General features: G+C 60.4%; 15 protein-coding genes and 3 rRNA genes. 4 read left to right on the plus strand and 14 right to left on the minus strand.

The window, feature by feature from the left end; genetic code table 11:
• Position 1 precedes the first annotated feature (1 nt).
• The 6 genes from CIHUM_RS10360 to CIHUM_RS10385 all read right to left on the minus strand — a co-directional run bounded on the left by CIHUM_RS10360 (position 2) and on the right by CIHUM_RS10385 (position 3,191).
• Positions 2 to 154: a hypothetical protein gene (locus tag CIHUM_RS10360; RefSeq protein ID WP_035000279.1), complete on the minus strand. Its 153-nt coding sequence runs from the start codon at positions 152 to 154 to the stop codon at positions 2 to 4.
• A gap of 2 nt (positions 155 to 156) precedes the next feature.
• Positions 157 to 954, minus strand: a complete 798-nt coding sequence (locus CIHUM_RS10365; RefSeq protein WP_035000280.1) for a class E sortase — start codon at positions 952 to 954, stop codon at positions 157 to 159.
• Between the two features lie 24 nt (positions 955 to 978).
• Positions 979 to 1,605 (minus strand): TetR/AcrR family transcriptional regulator, encoded by a 627-nt coding sequence (locus CIHUM_RS10370; RefSeq protein ID WP_035000282.1) that lies wholly within the window; start codon positions 1,603 to 1,605, stop codon positions 979 to 981.
• 112 nt (positions 1,606 to 1,717) lie between these two features.
• Positions 1,718 to 1,987, minus strand: a complete 270-nt coding sequence (locus CIHUM_RS10375; RefSeq protein WP_035000283.1) for a GlsB/YeaQ/YmgE family stress response membrane protein — start codon at positions 1,985 to 1,987, stop codon at positions 1,718 to 1,720.
• A 102-nt stretch (positions 1,988 to 2,089) separates the two neighbouring features.
• Positions 2,090 to 2,986, minus strand: coding sequence for a universal stress protein (locus CIHUM_RS10380; protein ID WP_035000284.1), 897 nt, complete (start codon positions 2,984 to 2,986; stop codon positions 2,090 to 2,092).
• 58 nt (positions 2,987 to 3,044) lie between these two features.
• On the minus strand, positions 3,045 to 3,191 hold the full coding sequence (locus CIHUM_RS10385; RefSeq protein WP_172796707.1) for a hypothetical protein: 147 nt from the start codon (positions 3,189 to 3,191) through the stop codon (positions 3,045 to 3,047).
• A gap of 22 nt (positions 3,192 to 3,213) precedes the next feature.
• On the opposite strand from CIHUM_RS10385, the gene CIHUM_RS10390 reads away from it, so the two are divergent.
• Complete coding sequence (locus CIHUM_RS10390; protein ID WP_035000285.1) at positions 3,214 to 4,194, plus strand: pseudouridine synthase; 981 nt, start codon at positions 3,214 to 3,216, stop codon at positions 4,192 to 4,194.
• Between the two features lie 884 nt (positions 4,195 to 5,078).
• Here the strand turns inward: CIHUM_RS10390 and rrf are convergent.
• From rrf to CIHUM_RS10420, 6 genes are all read right to left on the minus strand, one after another.
• Positions 5,079 to 5,196 (minus strand): 5S ribosomal RNA (gene rrf / locus CIHUM_RS10395).
• Positions 5,197 to 5,365: 169 nt separating this feature from the next.
• Positions 5,366 to 8,451, minus strand: a 23S ribosomal RNA gene (locus CIHUM_RS10400).
• 391 nt (positions 8,452 to 8,842) lie between these two features.
• A 16S ribosomal RNA gene (locus CIHUM_RS10405) occupies positions 8,843 to 10,357 on the minus strand.
• Together the 16S, 23S and 5S rRNA genes form the textbook arrangement of a ribosomal RNA operon.
• 556 nt (positions 10,358 to 10,913) lie before the next feature.
• Complete coding sequence (locus CIHUM_RS10410) at positions 10,914 to 11,912, minus strand: hypothetical protein (RefSeq protein ID WP_034996502.1); 999 nt, start codon at positions 11,910 to 11,912, stop codon at positions 10,914 to 10,916.
• Entirely contained in the window at positions 11,912 to 12,670 is a 759-nt protein-coding gene (locus CIHUM_RS10415; RefSeq protein ID WP_051106173.1) for an ATP-binding cassette domain-containing protein, read from the minus strand. The genes CIHUM_RS10410 and CIHUM_RS10415 overlap by 1 nt, the downstream gene beginning before the upstream one ends.
• On the minus strand, positions 12,667 to 13,041 hold the full coding sequence (locus CIHUM_RS10420; RefSeq protein ID WP_034996504.1) for a GntR family transcriptional regulator: 375 nt from the start codon (positions 13,039 to 13,041) through the stop codon (positions 12,667 to 12,669). Before CIHUM_RS10420 ends, CIHUM_RS10415 begins: the two co-directional genes overlap by 4 nt.
• Before the next feature lie 183 nt (positions 13,042 to 13,224).
• On the opposite strand from CIHUM_RS10420, the gene CIHUM_RS10425 reads away from it, so the two are divergent.
• Complete coding sequence (locus tag CIHUM_RS10425; protein ID WP_034996505.1) at positions 13,225 to 14,622, plus strand: NYN domain-containing protein; 1,398 nt, start codon at positions 13,225 to 13,227, stop codon at positions 14,620 to 14,622.
• Positions 14,623 to 14,881: 259 nt separating this feature from the next.
• On the opposite strand, the gene CIHUM_RS10430 is transcribed toward CIHUM_RS10425, so the two are convergent.
• Entirely contained in the window at positions 14,882 to 15,838 is a 957-nt protein-coding gene (locus tag CIHUM_RS10430) for a PspA/IM30 family protein (protein WP_081634340.1), read from the minus strand.
• Positions 15,839 to 15,926: 88 nt separating this feature from the next.
• Positions 15,927 to 16,298 (minus strand): thioredoxin, encoded by a 372-nt coding sequence (gene trxA / locus CIHUM_RS10435; protein ID WP_034996507.1) that lies wholly within the window; start codon positions 16,296 to 16,298, stop codon positions 15,927 to 15,929.
• 61 nt (positions 16,299 to 16,359) lie between these two features.
• Between trxA and CIHUM_RS10440 the strand changes: the two genes are divergently transcribed.
• Together CIHUM_RS10440 and CIHUM_RS10445 are read left to right on the plus strand one after the other, a co-directional pair.
• Positions 16,360 to 16,620 (plus strand): heavy-metal-associated domain-containing protein, encoded by a 261-nt coding sequence (locus CIHUM_RS10440; RefSeq protein ID WP_148363802.1) that lies wholly within the window; start codon positions 16,360 to 16,362, stop codon positions 16,618 to 16,620.
• 12 nt (positions 16,621 to 16,632) lie between these two features.
• Positions 16,633 to 16,833 carry a heavy-metal-associated domain-containing protein gene (locus CIHUM_RS10445; RefSeq protein WP_034996513.1) on the plus strand — a complete coding sequence of 67 codons (201 nt, stop codon included), beginning with the start codon at positions 16,633 to 16,635 and terminating at the stop codon, positions 16,831 to 16,833.
• Positions 16,834 to 16,844 lie beyond the last annotated feature (11 nt).

Consider the following 16,844-nt stretch of genomic DNA (forward strand, 5'->3'; position numbering starts at 1 on the left):
GCTACACCGCGACGTCGTTGTACGGCATCATCGACGACACCCACGGGTAGACAACCTCCATGAGCAGGAAAAACACGCCCACTAAAATGATCAGGGTGAGCAGCCACTTCACCGGAGCGGGGCCGGGAAGCTTGCGCCACAGTGCCGCATACATCGCTATCGCACCTCTTTCATTACATCCGGGACCGCACCCGACGGGTCCTTCGGCTGCACCTCCGTGCGCACCGCGTGGATAATCATGCGCTCCGCGTTGGAGAACTGCGGGTGGCACGTGGTCAGCGTGATCAGGCCCTCCGTGCCCGGCTCCACCTTCGTCGAGCTGTTGCCCGGGATGGGGTTAACCACCTCGATGTCGCCCGGAAGCGTAATCTCGCGACCCTTGACCTGCGCGTAGTCGCCAGCCGCGATGCGCTCGTTCAGCTCGCCGGGCAGGCAATCGATTCCCTCTCTGCGGCGCTCCCCCGGGTCCTGCGACATCGGCAGCACGCGGTAGGTCACCCACTCGGTCTGCGTCTCCACCACGATGGCGTCGCAAGCCTTCAGCGCACCCAAGTCGTTAAACGGTGCGCCCTTGCCCACGCGGTGCCCGGCCACGGCGAAGTTGCCGTCCTCGCCCGGCCGCTGCGTGCCCGGGTAGTGGCCTGGGCCGGTAAGCAACTGGTGCTCCTGCACGCCTTCGACGATGGCGAACTGGTAGTCCTGGCCGAACGCCGGGATGTACATGCGCGCGAACGCGTTGCCCAGCTCAGTAGTTTTGGCCTGGCGGGGGTTGACCCACTGCTCTTCCAGGCGAGTCTGCGCCTCATCCTGCATCCGGCCGGAGGCGATGTTGGTCCAATAAGACTCGTAGAAGGCGAACAACAGCAGTAGCACGCCGAACGTGAGCAGCAACTCGCCAATCACCTGCGAGGCGGTGATGCGGCGCGGCTGCGTGTGCATGTGGGCCGTGGTCATGCAGCTCAGCGTAGCGTCGGCGCGCTAGATGGAGTAATCCGGTGGCGGCGCGCCCAAGGTGTTTTCCGCCAGCGCGCGTGCGGTGCGCAGCGGCTCGATGCTGTGCAGGATCCTCGCACCGGACAGCCCGCCATCGAGGAAGATCAGCAGCTCATCCGCCAGCGCGGAGGACTCGTAGCCGTTCTTCTCCGTCAACAGCGCGGTGATCGTTTCGTGCATCCAGGAGCGGTGCGCCATGCACGCCGCGATAATGCGCTCTTCCGACTCCACCTCGGGGCGCGGGTATTCGCCCGCGGCGTTGAGGAAAGGAGAGCCGCGGAAGTCCTTGTCCGGCTCTTCGTCGATAGCCATGTCGAAGAATGCGAGGATCTTCGCGTCCGCGTCCGGCGCCTTCGCTGCGCGCTCACCCCAGCGGGCGCGGAACTGCTCGTCCAGCTGCTCCAGGTAGGCGATAACGAGGTTGTCCTTCGAGCCCAGCAGCGAGTACAGCGAGGCCTTGGCCACGTCCGCTTCGCGCAGGATCCGGTCGATGCCGATGACGCGGATGCCCTCTTCGGTGAACAGTTTTGTTGCAGCGTCCAGCAGCCGCTGGCGCGGGCTCGGCCGGTCCCGGCGTCGCTGCGCTGGCTTCTTCTTGCTGGTGGTGGCCAAGGAAAACTCCTTCGTGCGTCGGTCGCATATCAATATAGACAAACCGGTACGTATAGTCCACCGGGCACGAAAAAATCCCCCGGGTTCCACCCGAGGGATTTCACACTTTCGCCTATCGACGCTTGCTGGTCACCAGATTGATGATCCACAGCAAGATCACCGCGCCGAGCAGGCAGGTGAGGAAGCTGAAGAACAGCCCGCCGCCAGCAACGTCGACACCGAACACGGAGAGCAGCCAGCCGCCAAGCAGACCGCCGATAATGCCGACCACGATGTTCAGGCCGATGCCCATCTGCGCGTCACGGTTCTGGATCTTCGAACCGATCCAGCCAGCAAGACCGCCGATAACAATCCAACCGATAAGACCCATTGCAGGTGCCATAGTGTTTCAAACCCTTCTAATTGTTAATCAGTACGGGAGCCATTATGCGCCCCTTATGGATTGGGCGAGCAACGCATTGCATGCAGTTGCGTAACAATTCGCTTACAAATCTTGTGTACGCACGACCATCATGGGGCACGGAGCCTCCTGCAGCAGCGCGCGCGAAGTCGAGCCCAGCAGCATGCCCTTGAATCCGCCGCGGCCGTGCGAGCCGGTGACCAGCAGCTGTGCACCCTGCGCAGCTGCTGCGAGCGCACGCACCGGGCGGTCGCGGGTGATGGCCTTCTTTACCACCACGTCCGGGTACTGCTCCGAAAGCTCATTCAGGTACGAGCTCAACAGCTCGTCCTTCTCCGCTCGCACAGCCTTCCAGTGGTCCTCGGAGACCGCGTAGCCTGCTCCCGGCCCCTGGATCTGGGTGTCCACCCAGGTGTGCACCGCGTGCAGCTCCGCACCGCGGGCGGCTGCCTCCTCAAAGGCCACCTCCGTGGCGCGACGCGACACTTCAGAACCGTCCACGCCGACGACGACAGGGCCGTACTTGTTCGCTTCCGTCACAGCGTTGTCTTCACGCACAACCACCACCGGGCAGGACGCGTGAGAAACCACAGCGCCGGACACCGAGCCGAGCACCATGCCGGAGATCCCGCTCAAACCGCGGGACCCCATCACCACCATGGTGGATTCTTTGGACATCTCCAGCAGCATGTCAATCGCCGAGCCTTCCGCTACCGCGTGGCCGATGTGCAGGTCCGGCGCCACCTCGAGCGCGACCTCGCGCGCACGGTTCACGGTCTGCAAGGTTTCACGCTGCAGCTCGTCGAAGACCTCCTGCGGTGGCACCATGCCTTCCGCGTACAGGAACTGCGGCATCGAGTACGCCGCCGCGAGGCGCAGCGGAATGTTGCGCTTCATCGCCGTATTTGCAGCCCAACGGACTGCATTGTCGGAGGCGGGGCTGCCGTCTACGGCAACGACAACGATATCTTCCTGGGTCATATACAAACCTTCCCTCAGATCGGCTGGTTATAACCCCAGTCTACTGCTGTCCGGCGTGTTAGCGCGGCAGTTCCTGCGGCGTCGCCGCCGGGGCGTTCGCGGGGAACAGCACCTGGTAAATCACACTCAGAACGTCCATGATGGCCTTACCGATACCCTCGGAGAAAAATGCCGTCAGCGGTTCAACCAAAGACCCTAAATCCATGGCGGCTAATGTACTACACAGCATGGCACGGAAAAAGACAAAGAATACAGGGCCGCTCCCGCCTCGCGACGGCCTCGGCGCCACCCGCGCACGCGTGCCAGAAGGGCCGGGTATCTCGGCCGCCGAATTCATCTGGCATCTCGTGTCCACCCAGCGCCACCGCCATCCCGAAGACAACGTGGATGCGGTCTTGGCAAGGTTCGCCGAAGGTGCCGTCGTCAAGCGCGATGGCTCCCCGCTCACCCCAGAGACCTGGCTGGAACCCGGCACCGACGTCTTCTTCTACCGCCGGCCCGCGCCCGAGAAGCCAGTGCCCTTCGAAATCACCACGGTATTTGAGGACGACGGCCTCCTTGTCGTAAACAAACCGCCATTTTTGGCTACCATGCCGCGCGCGTCCCACATCACCGAGACCGCCACCGTGAGACTGCGACGCGCGACCGGCAACGAAGAGCTCACGCCCGCACACCGCCTTGACCGGGCAACATCCGGACTACTCTTGCTGACGAAACGCCACGAGATCCGCGGCGCTTACCAGGAACTCTTCGCGCGCCGCGAGGTACGCAAGGAATACGAAGCAATTGCCTTGCTTCACGACGTCCCTCCGGCCACCCCCTGGCACCACCACCTGACCAAACAATCCGGCAAGCCCGCCGCCCGGTTGGTGCCAGACACCGAGCCGAACGCCTCGACCGTAGTGTCGAACGTTTCGCGGTTAGAACCCGCCGTAGAAGTGGCGTTGCAAAAGCGCTACGGCGTTTCAGGCGCGCTGGGGCGGTATGTGCTGCAGCCCGAAACCGGCCGCACCCACCAACTCCGCGTCCAAATGATGGCGGAAGCAGCACCAATCCTCGGCGACAGGATCTACCCCAATTTGATGCCGGCAGACACCGAGGACTTCTCCCTGCCAATGTTGCTGCGGTGCACCGCACTAGAATTCACCGACCCGCTGAGCGGCCGCAAGCGGCAGTTCCGCCTGAGCGCGACCTGGCCAACCCTGTAGCCGCCGATACTCTAGGCCGCTACCTGTATAACGATTTATGGGTGTTCCCCATTGTTGGTGCACCAGGTGTTGTCCGCAATGCGGAGCCTGGTCCTGAACCGCAGTTTCGTGGGCCGGCCCCATAGTTGGTACACCAAGAGTTGTCCGCAGTGCGGATGTTCGCGGCGGCGGCTTTCGCAAACGTTGACGATCGGGCCGTTTTCGGCGACTGTTTGCCCAGGTGGGAAATCGCGCGCTTTGTGTCAACTTTTACGAGACCGCCAGCTACGTGGTTCGTGGGCGGGCACCGGTTGTTGGTGCAGGCGCAGTTGTCCGCAATGCGGAGTGTGGCCCCCGATCTATAGTTCGTGGGTACGCACCAATGATGGGTGCCGCCGTGGTTGTCCGCAATGCGGAGTGTGGCCCGGGTGCGGAATTGGTGGGTGTGCACCAATGATGGGTGCATCTGGGGTTGTCCGCAAGGCGGAGTCTGAACCGGTCTCGGGTTGTTGTGGGTGCGTTGTTGGTCGAGTAGTGGAGGTCGAGTTCGTCGGTGTATGCGGGCGTACTCGACGTCCGGTACTCGACTTTCGTCCCACTGTCGGCGTCATCGTGGCTGCGTGTGCTGTCCCCGCGACCTCTGTGGCCCCTCGTTGACCGGTCGCGTCCCGCCGGGTGATTTCGCCCCGGGGATTTTATGGGTGTGCGCCAATGATGGGTGCCGTCATGGTTGTCCGCAAAGCGGAGTGAGGCCCGGGCACGGAATTGGTTGGTGTGCACCAATAATGGGTGCGGGTGCGGTTGTCCGCAATGCGGAGTCTAGCCAGGTGGGTTCGGGCCAGGCATAGCAAAGCACCCGCCGCACCATCAGTGTTGGTGCGGCGGGTGCTTGTGTGAAGTTGTTGGGTCGGCGGTAACCTACTCTCCCACTCCCTCCCGGGAGCAGTACCATCGGCGCGGACGGGCTTAGCTTCCGGGTTCGGAATGGGACCGGGCGTTTCCCCGCCGCCATCAACCACCGACACACCTATTGGGGCATGTTCGGCTGATCAACAATTCAGCGTTATGCAATTATGTTGGCCATCCCGGTGTGTAGCCGGGTTGGTGTGTTGTGTCAGTGACTGCACAGTGGACGCAAGCAACATGCTTTTGTGTTTCTTCGCGGTGTTTACACCATCAAACGTATTGTTTGGTGTTGGTGTTTATTGGTGTATTAGTACCGGTCGCCTCCACACATTGCTGTGCTTCCAGGTCCGGCCTATCAACCCAGTAGTCTCCTGGGAACCTCAAATGAAACCTCATCTTAAAACAGGCTTCCCGCTTAGATGCTTTCAGCGGTTATCCCTCCCGTACGTAGCCAACCAGCCGTGCTCCTGGCGGAACAACTGGCACACTAGAGGTACGTCCGTCCCGGTCCTCTCGTACTAGGGACAGCCTTCTTCAAGTTTCAACGCGCGCGGCGGATAGAGACCGAACTGTCTCACGACGTTCTGAACCCAGCTCGCGTGCCGCTTTAATGGGCGAACAGCCCAACCCTTGGGACCTACTCCAGCCCCAGGATGCGACGAGCCGACATCGAGGTGCCAAACCATCCCGTCGATATGGACTCTTGGGGAAGATCAGCCTGTTATCCCCGGGGTACCTTTTATCCGTTGAGCGACACCACATCCACAAGTAGGTGCCGGATCACTAGTCCCGACTTTCGTCCCTGCTCGACTTGTAAGTCTCGCAGTCAAGCTCCCTTGTGCACTTACACTCTACACACCTGATTGCCAACCAGGCTGAGGGAACCTTTGGGCGCCTCCGTTACATTTTGGGAGGCAACCGCCCCAGTTAAACTACCCACCAGGCACTGTCCCCAACCCAGATCATGGGCCAAGGTTAGATATCCACTACGGTCAGAGTGGTATTTCAACAACGACTCCACACACACTGGCGTGCATGCTTCCAAGTCTCCCACCTATCCTACACAAACCGCACCGAATGCCAATACCAAGCTATAGTGAAGGTCCCGGGGTCTTTTCGTCCTGCCGCGCGAAACGAGCATCTTTACTCGTACTGCAATTTCACCGGGCCTGTGGTTGAGACAGCAGGGGAGTCGTTACGCCATTCGTGCAGGTCGGAACTTACCCGACAAGGAATTTCGCTACCTTAGGATGGTTATAGTTACCACCGCCGTTTACTGGGGCTTAAATTCTCCGCTTCGGACACAATGTCCTAACGGGTCCTCTTAACCTTCCAGCACCGGGCAGGCGTCAGTCCGTATACATCAACTTAACCGTCTTCGCACGGACCTGTGTTTTTGATAAACAGTCGCTCCCCTCTCTTCTCTGCGACCCCAACCAGCTCAACACGAATGTGTGTCACCGGTTGTGGTCCCCCTTCTCCCGAAGTTACGGGGGCATTTTGCCGAGTTCCTTAACCACAGTTCACCCGCTCGCCTTAGTATTTTCTACCTGACCACCTGTGTCGGTTATGGGTACGGGCCGTACATGCACATCGCTAGAGGCTTTTCTCGGCAGTACAGGATCACCAACATCACCCACATATGGGCTACGCATCACGCCTCACACTTGATGACAACCGGATTTGACCAATGTTGTCGTGCCACACGCTTGCACCGCAATCCAATAAGCGGCTTAGCTACCTCACTGCGTCACCCCATCACTGACCTACCACGGATCAGGCCCCACGCATCACCACCAACCAACCATCCCCGAAGGGATGGCAACGATCGGCAGATCAGGGTGGTTAGTCTCACCGCTTCGATACTGGGCGCGCACATACGGGTACGGGAATATCAACCCGTTGACCATCGACTACGCCTGTCGGCCTCGCCTTAGGACCCGACTCACCCTGGGAAGACGAACTTGACCCAGGAACCCTTAGTCATCCGGCGGGCAAGATTCTCACTTGCCATTCGTTACTCATGCCTGCATTCTCACTCGCATGCAGTCCACCGCTCCTTCCGATACGGCTTCACCCCACACACGACGCTCCCCTACCCAAACAACAAAATTGTTTGCCGCGGCTTCGGCGGTGTGCTTGAGCCCCACTGAATTGTCGGCGCGGAACCACTCGACCAGTGAGCTATTACGCACTCTTTCAAGGATGGCTGCTTCTAAGCCAACCTCCTGGCTGTCTTCGCGATCCCACATCCTTTTCCACTTAGCACACCCTTAGGGGCCTTAACCGGCGATCTGGGCTGTTTCCCTCTCGACTATGAAGCTTATCCCCCACAGTCTCACTGCAATGCACCACTATAACCGGTATTCGGAGTTTGGCTGACGTCGCTAAGATGATAGTCCCGCTCAACCAACCAGTAGCTCTACCTCCGGCAAGCTCACATCACGCTGCACCTAAATGCATTTCGGGGAGAACCAGCTATCACGGAGTTTGATTGGCCTTTCACCCCTACCCACAGCTCATCCCCTCAGTTTTCAACCTAAGTGGGTTCGCGCCTCCACAACCTCTTACAGCTGCTTCACACTGGCCATGGGTAGATCACCCCGCTTCGGGTCCAGGACATGCCACTTGCCACCCTATTCGGATTCGCTTTCGCTACGACTACCCCACACACACGGGTTAACCTCGCGACATGCCGCTGACTCGCAGGCTCATTCTTCAAAAGGCACGCCATCACACACAAGGCTGCTCTGACGGATTGTAAGCGCATGGTTTCAGGAACTCTTTCACTCCCCTCCCGGGGTACTTTTCACCATTCCCTCACGGTACTTCATTCACTATCGGTCACACTGAGTATTTAGGCTTACCGGGTGGTCCCGGCAGATTCACAGCAGATTCCACGAGCCCGCTGCTACTCGGGAACACAAACAACACAACCACACACACCTTCACGTACAGGACTCATCACCTACTCCGGTGCACCATCCCAGATGCTTCCGCTGATGCATGCAAATTGCGCTTGCAGTCGGCAGCCTGCAACACTTGCGCCCCACAACACCGCACACGCAACCCCTGCCAGGTATCACACGCACACGGTTTAGCCTCATCCGCTATCGCTCGCCACTACACACGGAATCACAATTGTTTTCTTCTCCTACGGGTACTGAGATGTTTCACTTCCCCGCGTCAACCCCCACACAGACTATGAATTCACCTGCGGGTAACACCACACAACCGGTGCTGGGTTTCCCCATTCGGACATCCTCGGATCAACGCTTTGTTGGCAACTCCCCGAGGCATAACGCAGCCTCACACGTCCTTCATCGGCTCAGCATGCCAAGGCATCCACCATACGCCCGTAACAAAACACACGGACACACAAACAAACAGGTATAAACACCAAAACACAAAAAAGAAAGATACTCGCGTCCACTATACAGTTCTCACACAACACAACCCCACACACAACCAACCACAACCAGCGGCCAGCCGACATGAGGGCCCAACAGGAACAACCAATGCTGCCCCAGACACCCAACAGTGCACCAACGAAAAACCCTTTTGTCACGCGATATGGTGAATCCACCAACCCAACACCACGCAGCACACACCCCAACCAGGCACCACCATCACCACCTTCGATGACACGGCGACCAGCGGGTATGCCTCCACCCGGCAAAAACAACAACAGTGGCAGTCACACACTCGGCGACTCAACCACACACACCCACAACTGTGGGCACACAAAATAAAAGCTCCTTAGAAAGGAGGTGATCCAGCCGCACCTTCCGGTACGGCTACCTTGTTACGACTTCGTCCCAATCGCCGATCCCACCTTCGACAGCTCCCTTTAACAGGCCACTGGCTTCGGGTGTTACCAACTTTCATGACGTGACGGGCGGTGTGTACAAGGCCCGGGAACGTATTCACCGCAGCGTTGCTGATCTGCGATTACTAGCGACTCCGACTTCATGGGGTCGAGTTGCAGACCCCAATCCGAACTACGACCGGCTTTCAGCGATTAGCACACCCTCACAGGCTCGCAAACGCGTTGTACCGACCATTGTAGCATGTGTGAAGCCCTGGACATAAGGGGCATGATGATTTGACGTCATCCCCACCTTCCTCCGAGTTAACCCCGGCAGTCTCTCACGAGTCCCCAACCGAATTGCTGGCAACATAAGACAAGGGTTGCGCTCGTTGCGGGACTTAACCCAACATCTCACGACACGAGCTGACGACAACCATGCACCACCTGTACACCAACCACAAAGGGAAACCGTATCTCTACGGCGATCTGGTGTATGTCAAGCCCAGGTAAGGTTCTTCGCGTTGCATCGAATTAATCCACATGCTCCGCCGCTTGTGCGGGCCCCCGTCAATTCCTTTGAGTTTTAGCCTTGCGGCCGTACTCCCCAGGCGGGGCGCTTAATGCGTTAGCTACGGCACGAACCCCGTGGAAGGGACTCACACCTAGCGCCCACCGTTTACGGCATGGACTACCAGGGTATCTAATCCTGTTCGCTACCCATGCTTTCGCTCCTCAGCGTCAGTTACTGCCCAGAGACCTGCCTTCGCCATCGGTGTTCCTCCTGATATCTGCGCATTCCACCGCTACACCAGGAATTCCAGTCTCCCCTACAGCACTCAAGTTATGCCCGTATCGCCTGCAGTCCCGCAGTTAAGCTGCGGGCTTACACAAACGACGCGACAAACCACCTACGAGCTCTTTACGCCCAGTAATTCCGGACAACGCTCGCACCCTACGTATTACCGCGGCTGCTGGCACGTAGTTAGCCGGTGCTTCTTCTCCAGGTACCGTCACTTGCGCTTCGTCCCTAGCGAAAGGAGTTTACAACCCGAAGGCCGTCATCCCCCACGCGGCGTCGCTGCATCAGGCTTGCGCCCATTGTGCAATATTCCCCACTGCTGCCTCCCGTAGGAGTCTGGGCCGTATCTCAGTCCCAATGTGGCCGTACACCCTCTCAGGCCGGCTACCCGTCGACGCCTTGGTAGGCCATTACCCCACCAACAAGCTGATAGGCCGCGAGCTCATCCCACACCGAAAAACTTTCCACCACACCATCCAAAATGTGGTCCTATCCGGTATTAGACCCAGTTTCCCAGGCTTATCCCGAAGTGCAGGGCAGATCACCCACGTGTTACTCACCCGTTCGCCACTCGAGTACCAGTGCAAGCACTGGCCTTTCCGTTCGACTTGCATGTGTTAAGCACGCCGCCAGCGTTCATCCTGAGCCAGGATCAAACTCTCCACAAAAAACGTTTCAGAAAGAAACAGGCCGTGAAAAGCCCAATACCCAACCAAAAACAAACCAACCAACACCCAAACAGGCGCCGGACTGGCAAAAATCCAAAAATTACAAGGTTCAACAACCGACCCCAACCCGACGGGGCAAAACAGGGCCGATCAAAAAAATACGTGAAACATGTTCAACCACACCCCACGCACACTATGAACCAAAAAAGATGACGCGATCCATCATTGGAATTCAACCACGCCACCACCGGCACACACCCAAAAAGGCGTCCACCACACAGTGCACAAAAAGAGGCAGGCAAACACACCCACGCAACAAAAGTACATTGGCACACTATCGAGTTCTCAAACAACACCAGCACACCCAACACCAACCCACACACAGTGAGCCAGCATCAAAGTGACTTTGGAATCCGCCAACGATTGTTTTCCTGCCCGCCACACAAACCAGAGAACCTCATTTCGCTCTCCAGCGGGGCGTTGTCGGTCTCGCTGACTCGATATAAGTTACACACACCCCACACACAACACAAACCCGCAGCGCACAGGCGGTTTTTTACGTGTTCTTAAGTGCCTGCTTTGGGTTCATATAGCCACCCAAATACGCGCAGTGCATGCCAACGCCGATGAGCAGCAACAACCCCGATACACCCAGGCAATACACGACATACCCGTCCATAACGGACGCCTCTTCCGCCGCGCGCGAAATAGGGATGGCCAAGAACATCGCCGGCAACAGCCCCATATCGCTGCGCCGGATTTTTATCGCCGATCCCAGCACGGCGCAGGCAAAGGCACCCGCCGCGCCGACCACCACCGCGTCCCAGCTCAAACCCGAGACAACACCAACAACGACCGTATAGAGCAGCACCGACACAACTGACGCTGCGAGCGATACTCCAAGCCACCGCCGTCGTGGCACCCCGTAGCTCGCGCCCACGTCCGGGCCAGCGATTCCCGAGCCGTGCATGCAATACATGCCGTACCAAACCAACAGCGGCAACGCCCCGATCCACAACCGCAAAGGCTCACTACCAATGAAGCTCGCCAGGTAGAGCATCACGCAATGCGCCGCCGCGATACCCAAAGCCCACAGCAGCTGCGGTTTCCACACCAGCTCGACAAGGAAACCGCCAGACCCCAGCCGGCCGCGCACGCGTTCGCGCCCTTCGGGCACCTCGCCGTTAACGAAGCGCTGCCCCATGAGCAGGCCCATCGCCAGCGCACCTAGAGCGCCCAGCACGCCAACCCAATCGGGCCGCAGCAGCAACGCAACAACCGCGCCAATCACCACCGCCGGCACCACTGCCATCGCGGTCAGCCGTAGCCGCCGATCCCGCGGCATACCGTAGGCCGCGTAGGCCGTCTCTTCCGTCGAGAGCGCACCGATCACAAAGAGGGTCATAAATGCAGGCGTCATCACCGCAGTAAGCGGGTGATTCGTAATCGTCGCGCCGAGCGCGAACATCGCCGCCAGTGGCACCATCCACAGCAGCCTGTACAGCGAGGACGCGACGAACTGGTGGCGGAAGAATCCGGGCAAGGTCGTGTTCATCAGTACACCTCCAGGTAGTGCTCGATGAGGTCGTCGAAGCGGGCGGGGCGGGCATGGCGCGGAGCGTCGTCGATAGGTAAAAGCTCCCCTCCCACAACCGCGAAGGCATCGGCGACTTCGGGAGCACATTGCTTGACGACGGCCCCCTCACGCCCCAGAATCACCGCCGTATCCAGCACCTTCGCGGCGTCCTCGATGTGGTGGGTGGCCATGACGATGGTGCGGCCGGTGTCCGCCTGGTCCAGCAGGTGGCGGTAGAACACCTCGGTGTTGTGGGTGTCCAGGCCGACGTAGGGCTCGTCCAGGAGCAGGAGATCGGTGCCGGACGCAAGCCCGATAACGATGGCGATCATGGCGCGCTGCCCGCGGGAGAGCTTCCCGTAGCGGGTTTCCAATGCCTGATCCATGGCGAAGTCGGCGGTCAGCGCGTCGGCAAGCTGCTGGTCCCAGGTGCGGTAGCGCAACCGCGCGCCCTTGATTACATCCGCGCCGGACCACGTGCCCGGGTAGGCGGTATCAACGCCGGTCAGGCAGGTGTTGTCCATGACGAAGGCGTTGTCGAAGGGGCGCACGCCGAACACCTCGACGGTGCCGGAGGTGGGTTTGAGTTGCCCGGACAGGATGCGCAGCAGCGTGGATTTTCCCACGCCGTTGCGGCCGAGCAGGCCGTGGATGCCGGGGCCGAGATCCAGGTCGACGCCGGTGAGCACGTCCTTGGAGCCGAAGCTGCGGGTGAGGTCGCGGGTGTGGATGGTCATTGGTACATGCCTCTGCTTTCTGCGACGCGGTCGATTAGGTCGTGGAGGTCGGAGCGGGTGTAGCCCAGGTGCAGGGCTTCGTCGATGAGCGGGGCGATGTAGTCACCGGCGAAGTCCTCCCGGCGCTTGGCCAGGATTCGGTCGCGGGCCCCGTCGGTGACGAACATGCCGAGGCCGCGGCGCTTTTCCAGCACGTGATCGTCGACAAGCAATGCAAGCCCCTTGCGCGCCGTCGCGGGATTGATTTCGTGGAACTGGGCGAGCTGATTCGTCGACGGTGCTTGCTCGCCGGGTTGCAGGGTGCCGTCGACGATGAGGTCGGCGACGAAACTGGCGATCTGCACGAAGAGCGGCTCTGCGTCAGTGTTCATGCCCTGCCCTCCGGTTGATTGGTTAGTTACTCGAGTAACTAACTGACTATCACGGCGATCTGTCGAGCGCAACAGCTTCGCAGCAAACCGTGATGATTACGACGTGGAATGACTGAGGCTTTTCAGGCAAGATGGTGCGTGTAACTCAACTTAGTAACGAAAAAGAATCGGAATTTAGGAGCCATGCTTGAACGCACACTTGTGTTCGTCGACACGTCATACCTGCTCGCGAGCTTTTACAACTCGTGGGAAATCGGCGCCCGGGCACAGTTAGAAATTGACCTGCCGGAGGTTGTGGCAACCCTCGGCAAAATGATCACCAACCAACTCAACCAACCAATCCACCGCCAGTTCTGGTACGACGGCATCCCCGACTCCGGCCCGCACCGCTACCAGCGGGCGCTTCGCACCTGCGACGGCGTGCAACTGCGTACCGGTCAGCTGATCGAATGGGGCGAGCGCCGCACCCAAAAAGGCGTGGACACCCGCCTTGTCGCCGACCTTGTCATCAACGGCATGAGCGAGAACTTCACCGACTTCGTGCTGGTATCCGGCGACGCGGACATGATCCCCGGCGTCGAGGAAGTGACCAGCCGTGGCGCGCGCATGCACCTCTACGGCTTCGGCTGGGACTCCATGTCTTCCGCCCTGCGCCACGCCTGCGACAGCACCACCATCCTGGACCCGCGCGAAGACTTCGCCGACGCCATGCGCCTCCAGGTGCTCGAGGGCCCGCTGCCGCCGAGCATCAGAGAGCGCCCGCTTAACGACGCTGCTCCGCTCGAAGAAGCCGTCGGCCCCACCGAGGTTCCAGGGCTGGGCCCAGACCCGCTCGGGCCGGACGCGGTTTCTGAGGCTACGGGCACTTCGGGGGACGGCTCGGACGCAGCCGACGACGACAGCCGAGACGGCGACCAGCCGGCGCAGGCCGCGCCGAAACCGGCGCCCAAGCCCGGTGGCGTGCCGAAGCCGTCCGACATCGTGGGCACTCCAACGCCGCAGCAACGCACCCACCGCCCGGAAGAGCCCGAAATGGATGAGCCGTCCGAGGCGCAGGTGGAAGCCAACAACGAGTCGAATAAACCCGGCAACCAGAATGTCTCCAGCGAGTCGGCCGGATCGGCCCCGTCGGCTCCGTCTTCTTCGGACACCGCCAGCGGCGCGAAGCCGTCGCCTGCATCGCTCGCCGGCACCAAATCGGACACGCCGGGGAGCGCGCCGAAGCCGGGCCCCAAGCCTGCGCCGAAGCCTTCGATGATGGCTCCGCGACGCAAGCTGCGCTCCCGCTACGTGCCGCTGCCCGAGGAAGTGTGGACCTCCGCCGGCTTCCAAACCCCCCACGACGTAGGGCAGCAGTACGCCAACTGGTGGTTTGAAAACGCCGCCTCCAGCGAACAGCGGGACAACGCCCACCTCCTCTCCGGCGGCGGGCTCCCCCCGGAGATCGACAGGCCGCTGCTGCAGTTCGCCTGCGAGACCCTGCACGAGTACACCCTGTCCGAGACCCAGCGCGTCAACCTTCGCGACGGGTTCCACTCCGGCATCCGCGGCGTACTCATCAACATCCGCCGGGAGAGCTAAAGCGGTTCCCGCATTTCGCGGCGCCCCGGGGTTTCGGCCTTCGGGGCGCCTTTTCCGACCCAATTGCGAGATAGTTCACTCGCTTGTGAACTATCCCGTCGTGAGTTTTAGACGACCTGGGGATAGTGAATTATTCAACCGTCCAAGTGGGAAATAATTCACTGATCAGGTCTCAGCGAGTGAACCAATCCGCTAGGGTGCCGACACTTCGCGGCGGAATCTGTCAGGCGGCCGTTTGTGATCTGCTAGTTGGAGGCGATTAGTCCTCGTCGCGCATGTACTTCTCGGCGTCGGCGAGAATGTCGTCGGTCTTCGGGGCGTCGGCGGCGACGCGGCGGGAGCTGCCGGACGGCTTCTGCTCGACGGCTGGCTCGGCGGCCTCCGCCTGCGCCGCTTCGCCCTGCACCGCTTCGCCCTGCGAGCCCTCACCCGAGCCCGCCTCGAGCTGGCGGTCAGCGTCGCCAGCACCGGCACCAGCACCGGAGCCGGCCTCAAGCTCGCCGGACAGGGACGCGCGGATCTGGTCCAGGCGGCTGGCGGCGGCGGCGTCGGTGGAGCCGGACTCGATCTCGACCATGCGATCAGTCATGGAGTCCTTCATCAGCTCCTGCTGGCCCAACGCGTTGGCGTAGCGGCGCTCGATCTTGTCGCGCACACCGTCGAGGGTGGGAACGTTGTCGCCGTTGAACTGGTTCATCGAGTCCATGGTCTTGGCCGTCTGCTCCTGCATGCGGGCCTGGTTGAGCTGAGACTCGAGCTGGCCCACCTGGGAGAGCTGCTCCTTCAGGTTCGCCTCGGACTGCTGTTGCTTCGCCTGGGCTTCCTTGGCGGCGTGGTCGGCAGAGGCGTAGGCCTGCTTGGTCTGCTCGAGCTCCTGCTCCACGGACACCAGTTGGGTGGCGATGACCTCGGCGGCATTGTTGAACTGCTGAGACTTCTCAGCGTCGCCGGCTGCCTCCGCCTTCTGGGCGGCCTGCAGAGCGGTGCGCGCCTTGTTCTGCAGGTCCTCCTGGGACTTGATCAGGCGCTCCATCTTCATCTGCAGCTGGTTGCGGTTGCCGATGATGTTGGCTGCGTGCTCGGAGATTGCTTTGTGCTGCTCTTTTGCTGCTGCAACCGCCTGCTGGATCTGCACCTTCGGGTCTGCGTTCTGGTCGATCTTGGTGTCGAACGACTGCATGAGGTACTTCCAGCCCTTGCTAAACGGGTTCGCCATTGGAGTGTCCTTCCGGTGGTGGGATTCGTCGTTAAGCAAGTGTACGCATGAAAAAAGCGCCCGTCTTGCGGGCGCTGAATAAAAAGGCCTACTGCTCGGTGGCGTTCTGCTCGGCGATCTGGCGACGGACATCGTCCATGTCGAGGTCCTTGACCTGCTGGACAAGGTCGTCGAACGCGGCCGGCGGCAAGGCCCCTGCGTTCTGGAAGATCAGGATGCCATCGCGGAACGCCATCAGCGTCGGGATCGCCTGGATTTCCAGGGCGGAAGCGAGCTGCTGGTTGGCCTCAGTGTCGAGCTTGGCGAAGGTGACGTCGGTGTGCTTCTCAGAGGCCTTCTCATACGTCGGCGCGAATTGCTTGCACGGTCCGCACCAGTCCGCCCATGCGTCCACAAACACGATTCCGTCCTGGGTAACGGTCTCCTGGAAAGTGTCCTCGGTTACATCGATCGTGCTCAAAGTACACTCCTTAAAGCTTTTGGTTATTGTTGTAGAGATTGCAACGGGTACAACCCTAACAATGTCCGAGCTATTCCAAGCCGGGCTGGAACGAGTGGAAACCAGGAGGCGTGCAGCAGCCATGACGAAGACGTACCGGATCTCGGGTCCGAAGGACGACGTCGCGGTCGATTCGCTCAAAGATGAACTGTCGCTGGTGGACGGCACCCACGAGGTGGATGTGGACCTCGAGGCCGGGCACCTCACGGTTGTCGGCTTCACCTTCGCCGACGAAGATATTGTGCAGGCGGCGAAAAACGCCGGCTACGTAATCGAGATATAAGGAGGACACACCATGGCCGGACGCGAGTTCAACGTTGATGGCATGACCTGCGGGCACTGCGAAATGAGCGTGCAGGAGGAGATCTCCGAGGTCGCAGGCGTCACCGCGGTGAAGGCGGACCACACCACCGGAAAGGTCACGGTCGAGGGCGACGGCTACTCCACCGACGACATCGCGGCCGCAGTGAAAGAGGCCGGTTACACACTGGCCTAACTCGGGCCTAG

The organism is Corynebacterium ihumii (assembly GCF_028609825.1).
In the GTDB taxonomy this organism is placed as follows: Bacteria; Actinomycetota; Actinomycetes; order Mycobacteriales; family Mycobacteriaceae; genus Corynebacterium; species Corynebacterium afermentans.

Coding starts and splice junctions, on each gene's coding strand:
- CIHUM_RS10360 (WP_035000279.1), bottom strand. CDS start 154: ATGTATGCGGCACTGTGGCGCAAGCTTCCCGGCCCCGCTCCGGTGAAG.
- CIHUM_RS10365 (WP_035000280.1), bottom strand. CDS start 954: ATGACCACGGCCCACATGCACACGCAGCCGCGCCGCATCACCGCCTCG.
- CIHUM_RS10375 (WP_035000283.1), bottom strand. CDS start 1,987: ATGGCACCTGCAATGGGTCTTATCGGTTGGATTGTTATCGGCGGTCTT.
- CIHUM_RS10380 (WP_035000284.1), bottom strand. CDS start 2,986: ATGACCCAGGAAGATATCGTTGTCGTTGCCGTAGACGGCAGCCCCGCC.
- CIHUM_RS10385 (WP_172796707.1), bottom strand. CDS start 3,191: ATGGATTTAGGGTCTTTGGTTGAACCGCTGACGGCATTTTTCTCCGAG.
- CIHUM_RS10390 (WP_035000285.1), top strand. CDS start 3,214: ATGGCACGGAAAAAGACAAAGAATACAGGGCCGCTCCCGCCTCGCGAC.
- CIHUM_RS10410 (WP_034996502.1), bottom strand. CDS start 11,912: ATGAACACGACCTTGCCCGGATTCTTCCGCCACCAGTTCGTCGCGTCC.
- CIHUM_RS10415 (WP_051106173.1), bottom strand. CDS start 12,670: ATGACCATCCACACCCGCGACCTCACCCGCAGCTTCGGCTCCAAGGAC.
- CIHUM_RS10420 (WP_034996504.1), bottom strand. CDS start 13,041: ATGAACACTGACGCAGAGCCGCTCTTCGTGCAGATCGCCAGTTTCGTC.
- CIHUM_RS10425 (WP_034996505.1), top strand. CDS start 13,225: ATGCTTGAACGCACACTTGTGTTCGTCGACACGTCATACCTGCTCGCG.
- CIHUM_RS10430 (WP_081634340.1), bottom strand. CDS start 15,838: ATGGCGAACCCGTTTAGCAAGGGCTGGAAGTACCTCATGCAGTCGTTC.
- CIHUM_RS10440 (WP_148363802.1), top strand. CDS start 16,360: ATGTCCGAGCTATTCCAAGCCGGGCTGGAACGAGTGGAAACCAGGAGG.
- CIHUM_RS10445 (WP_034996513.1), top strand. CDS start 16,633: ATGGCCGGACGCGAGTTCAACGTTGATGGCATGACCTGCGGGCACTGC.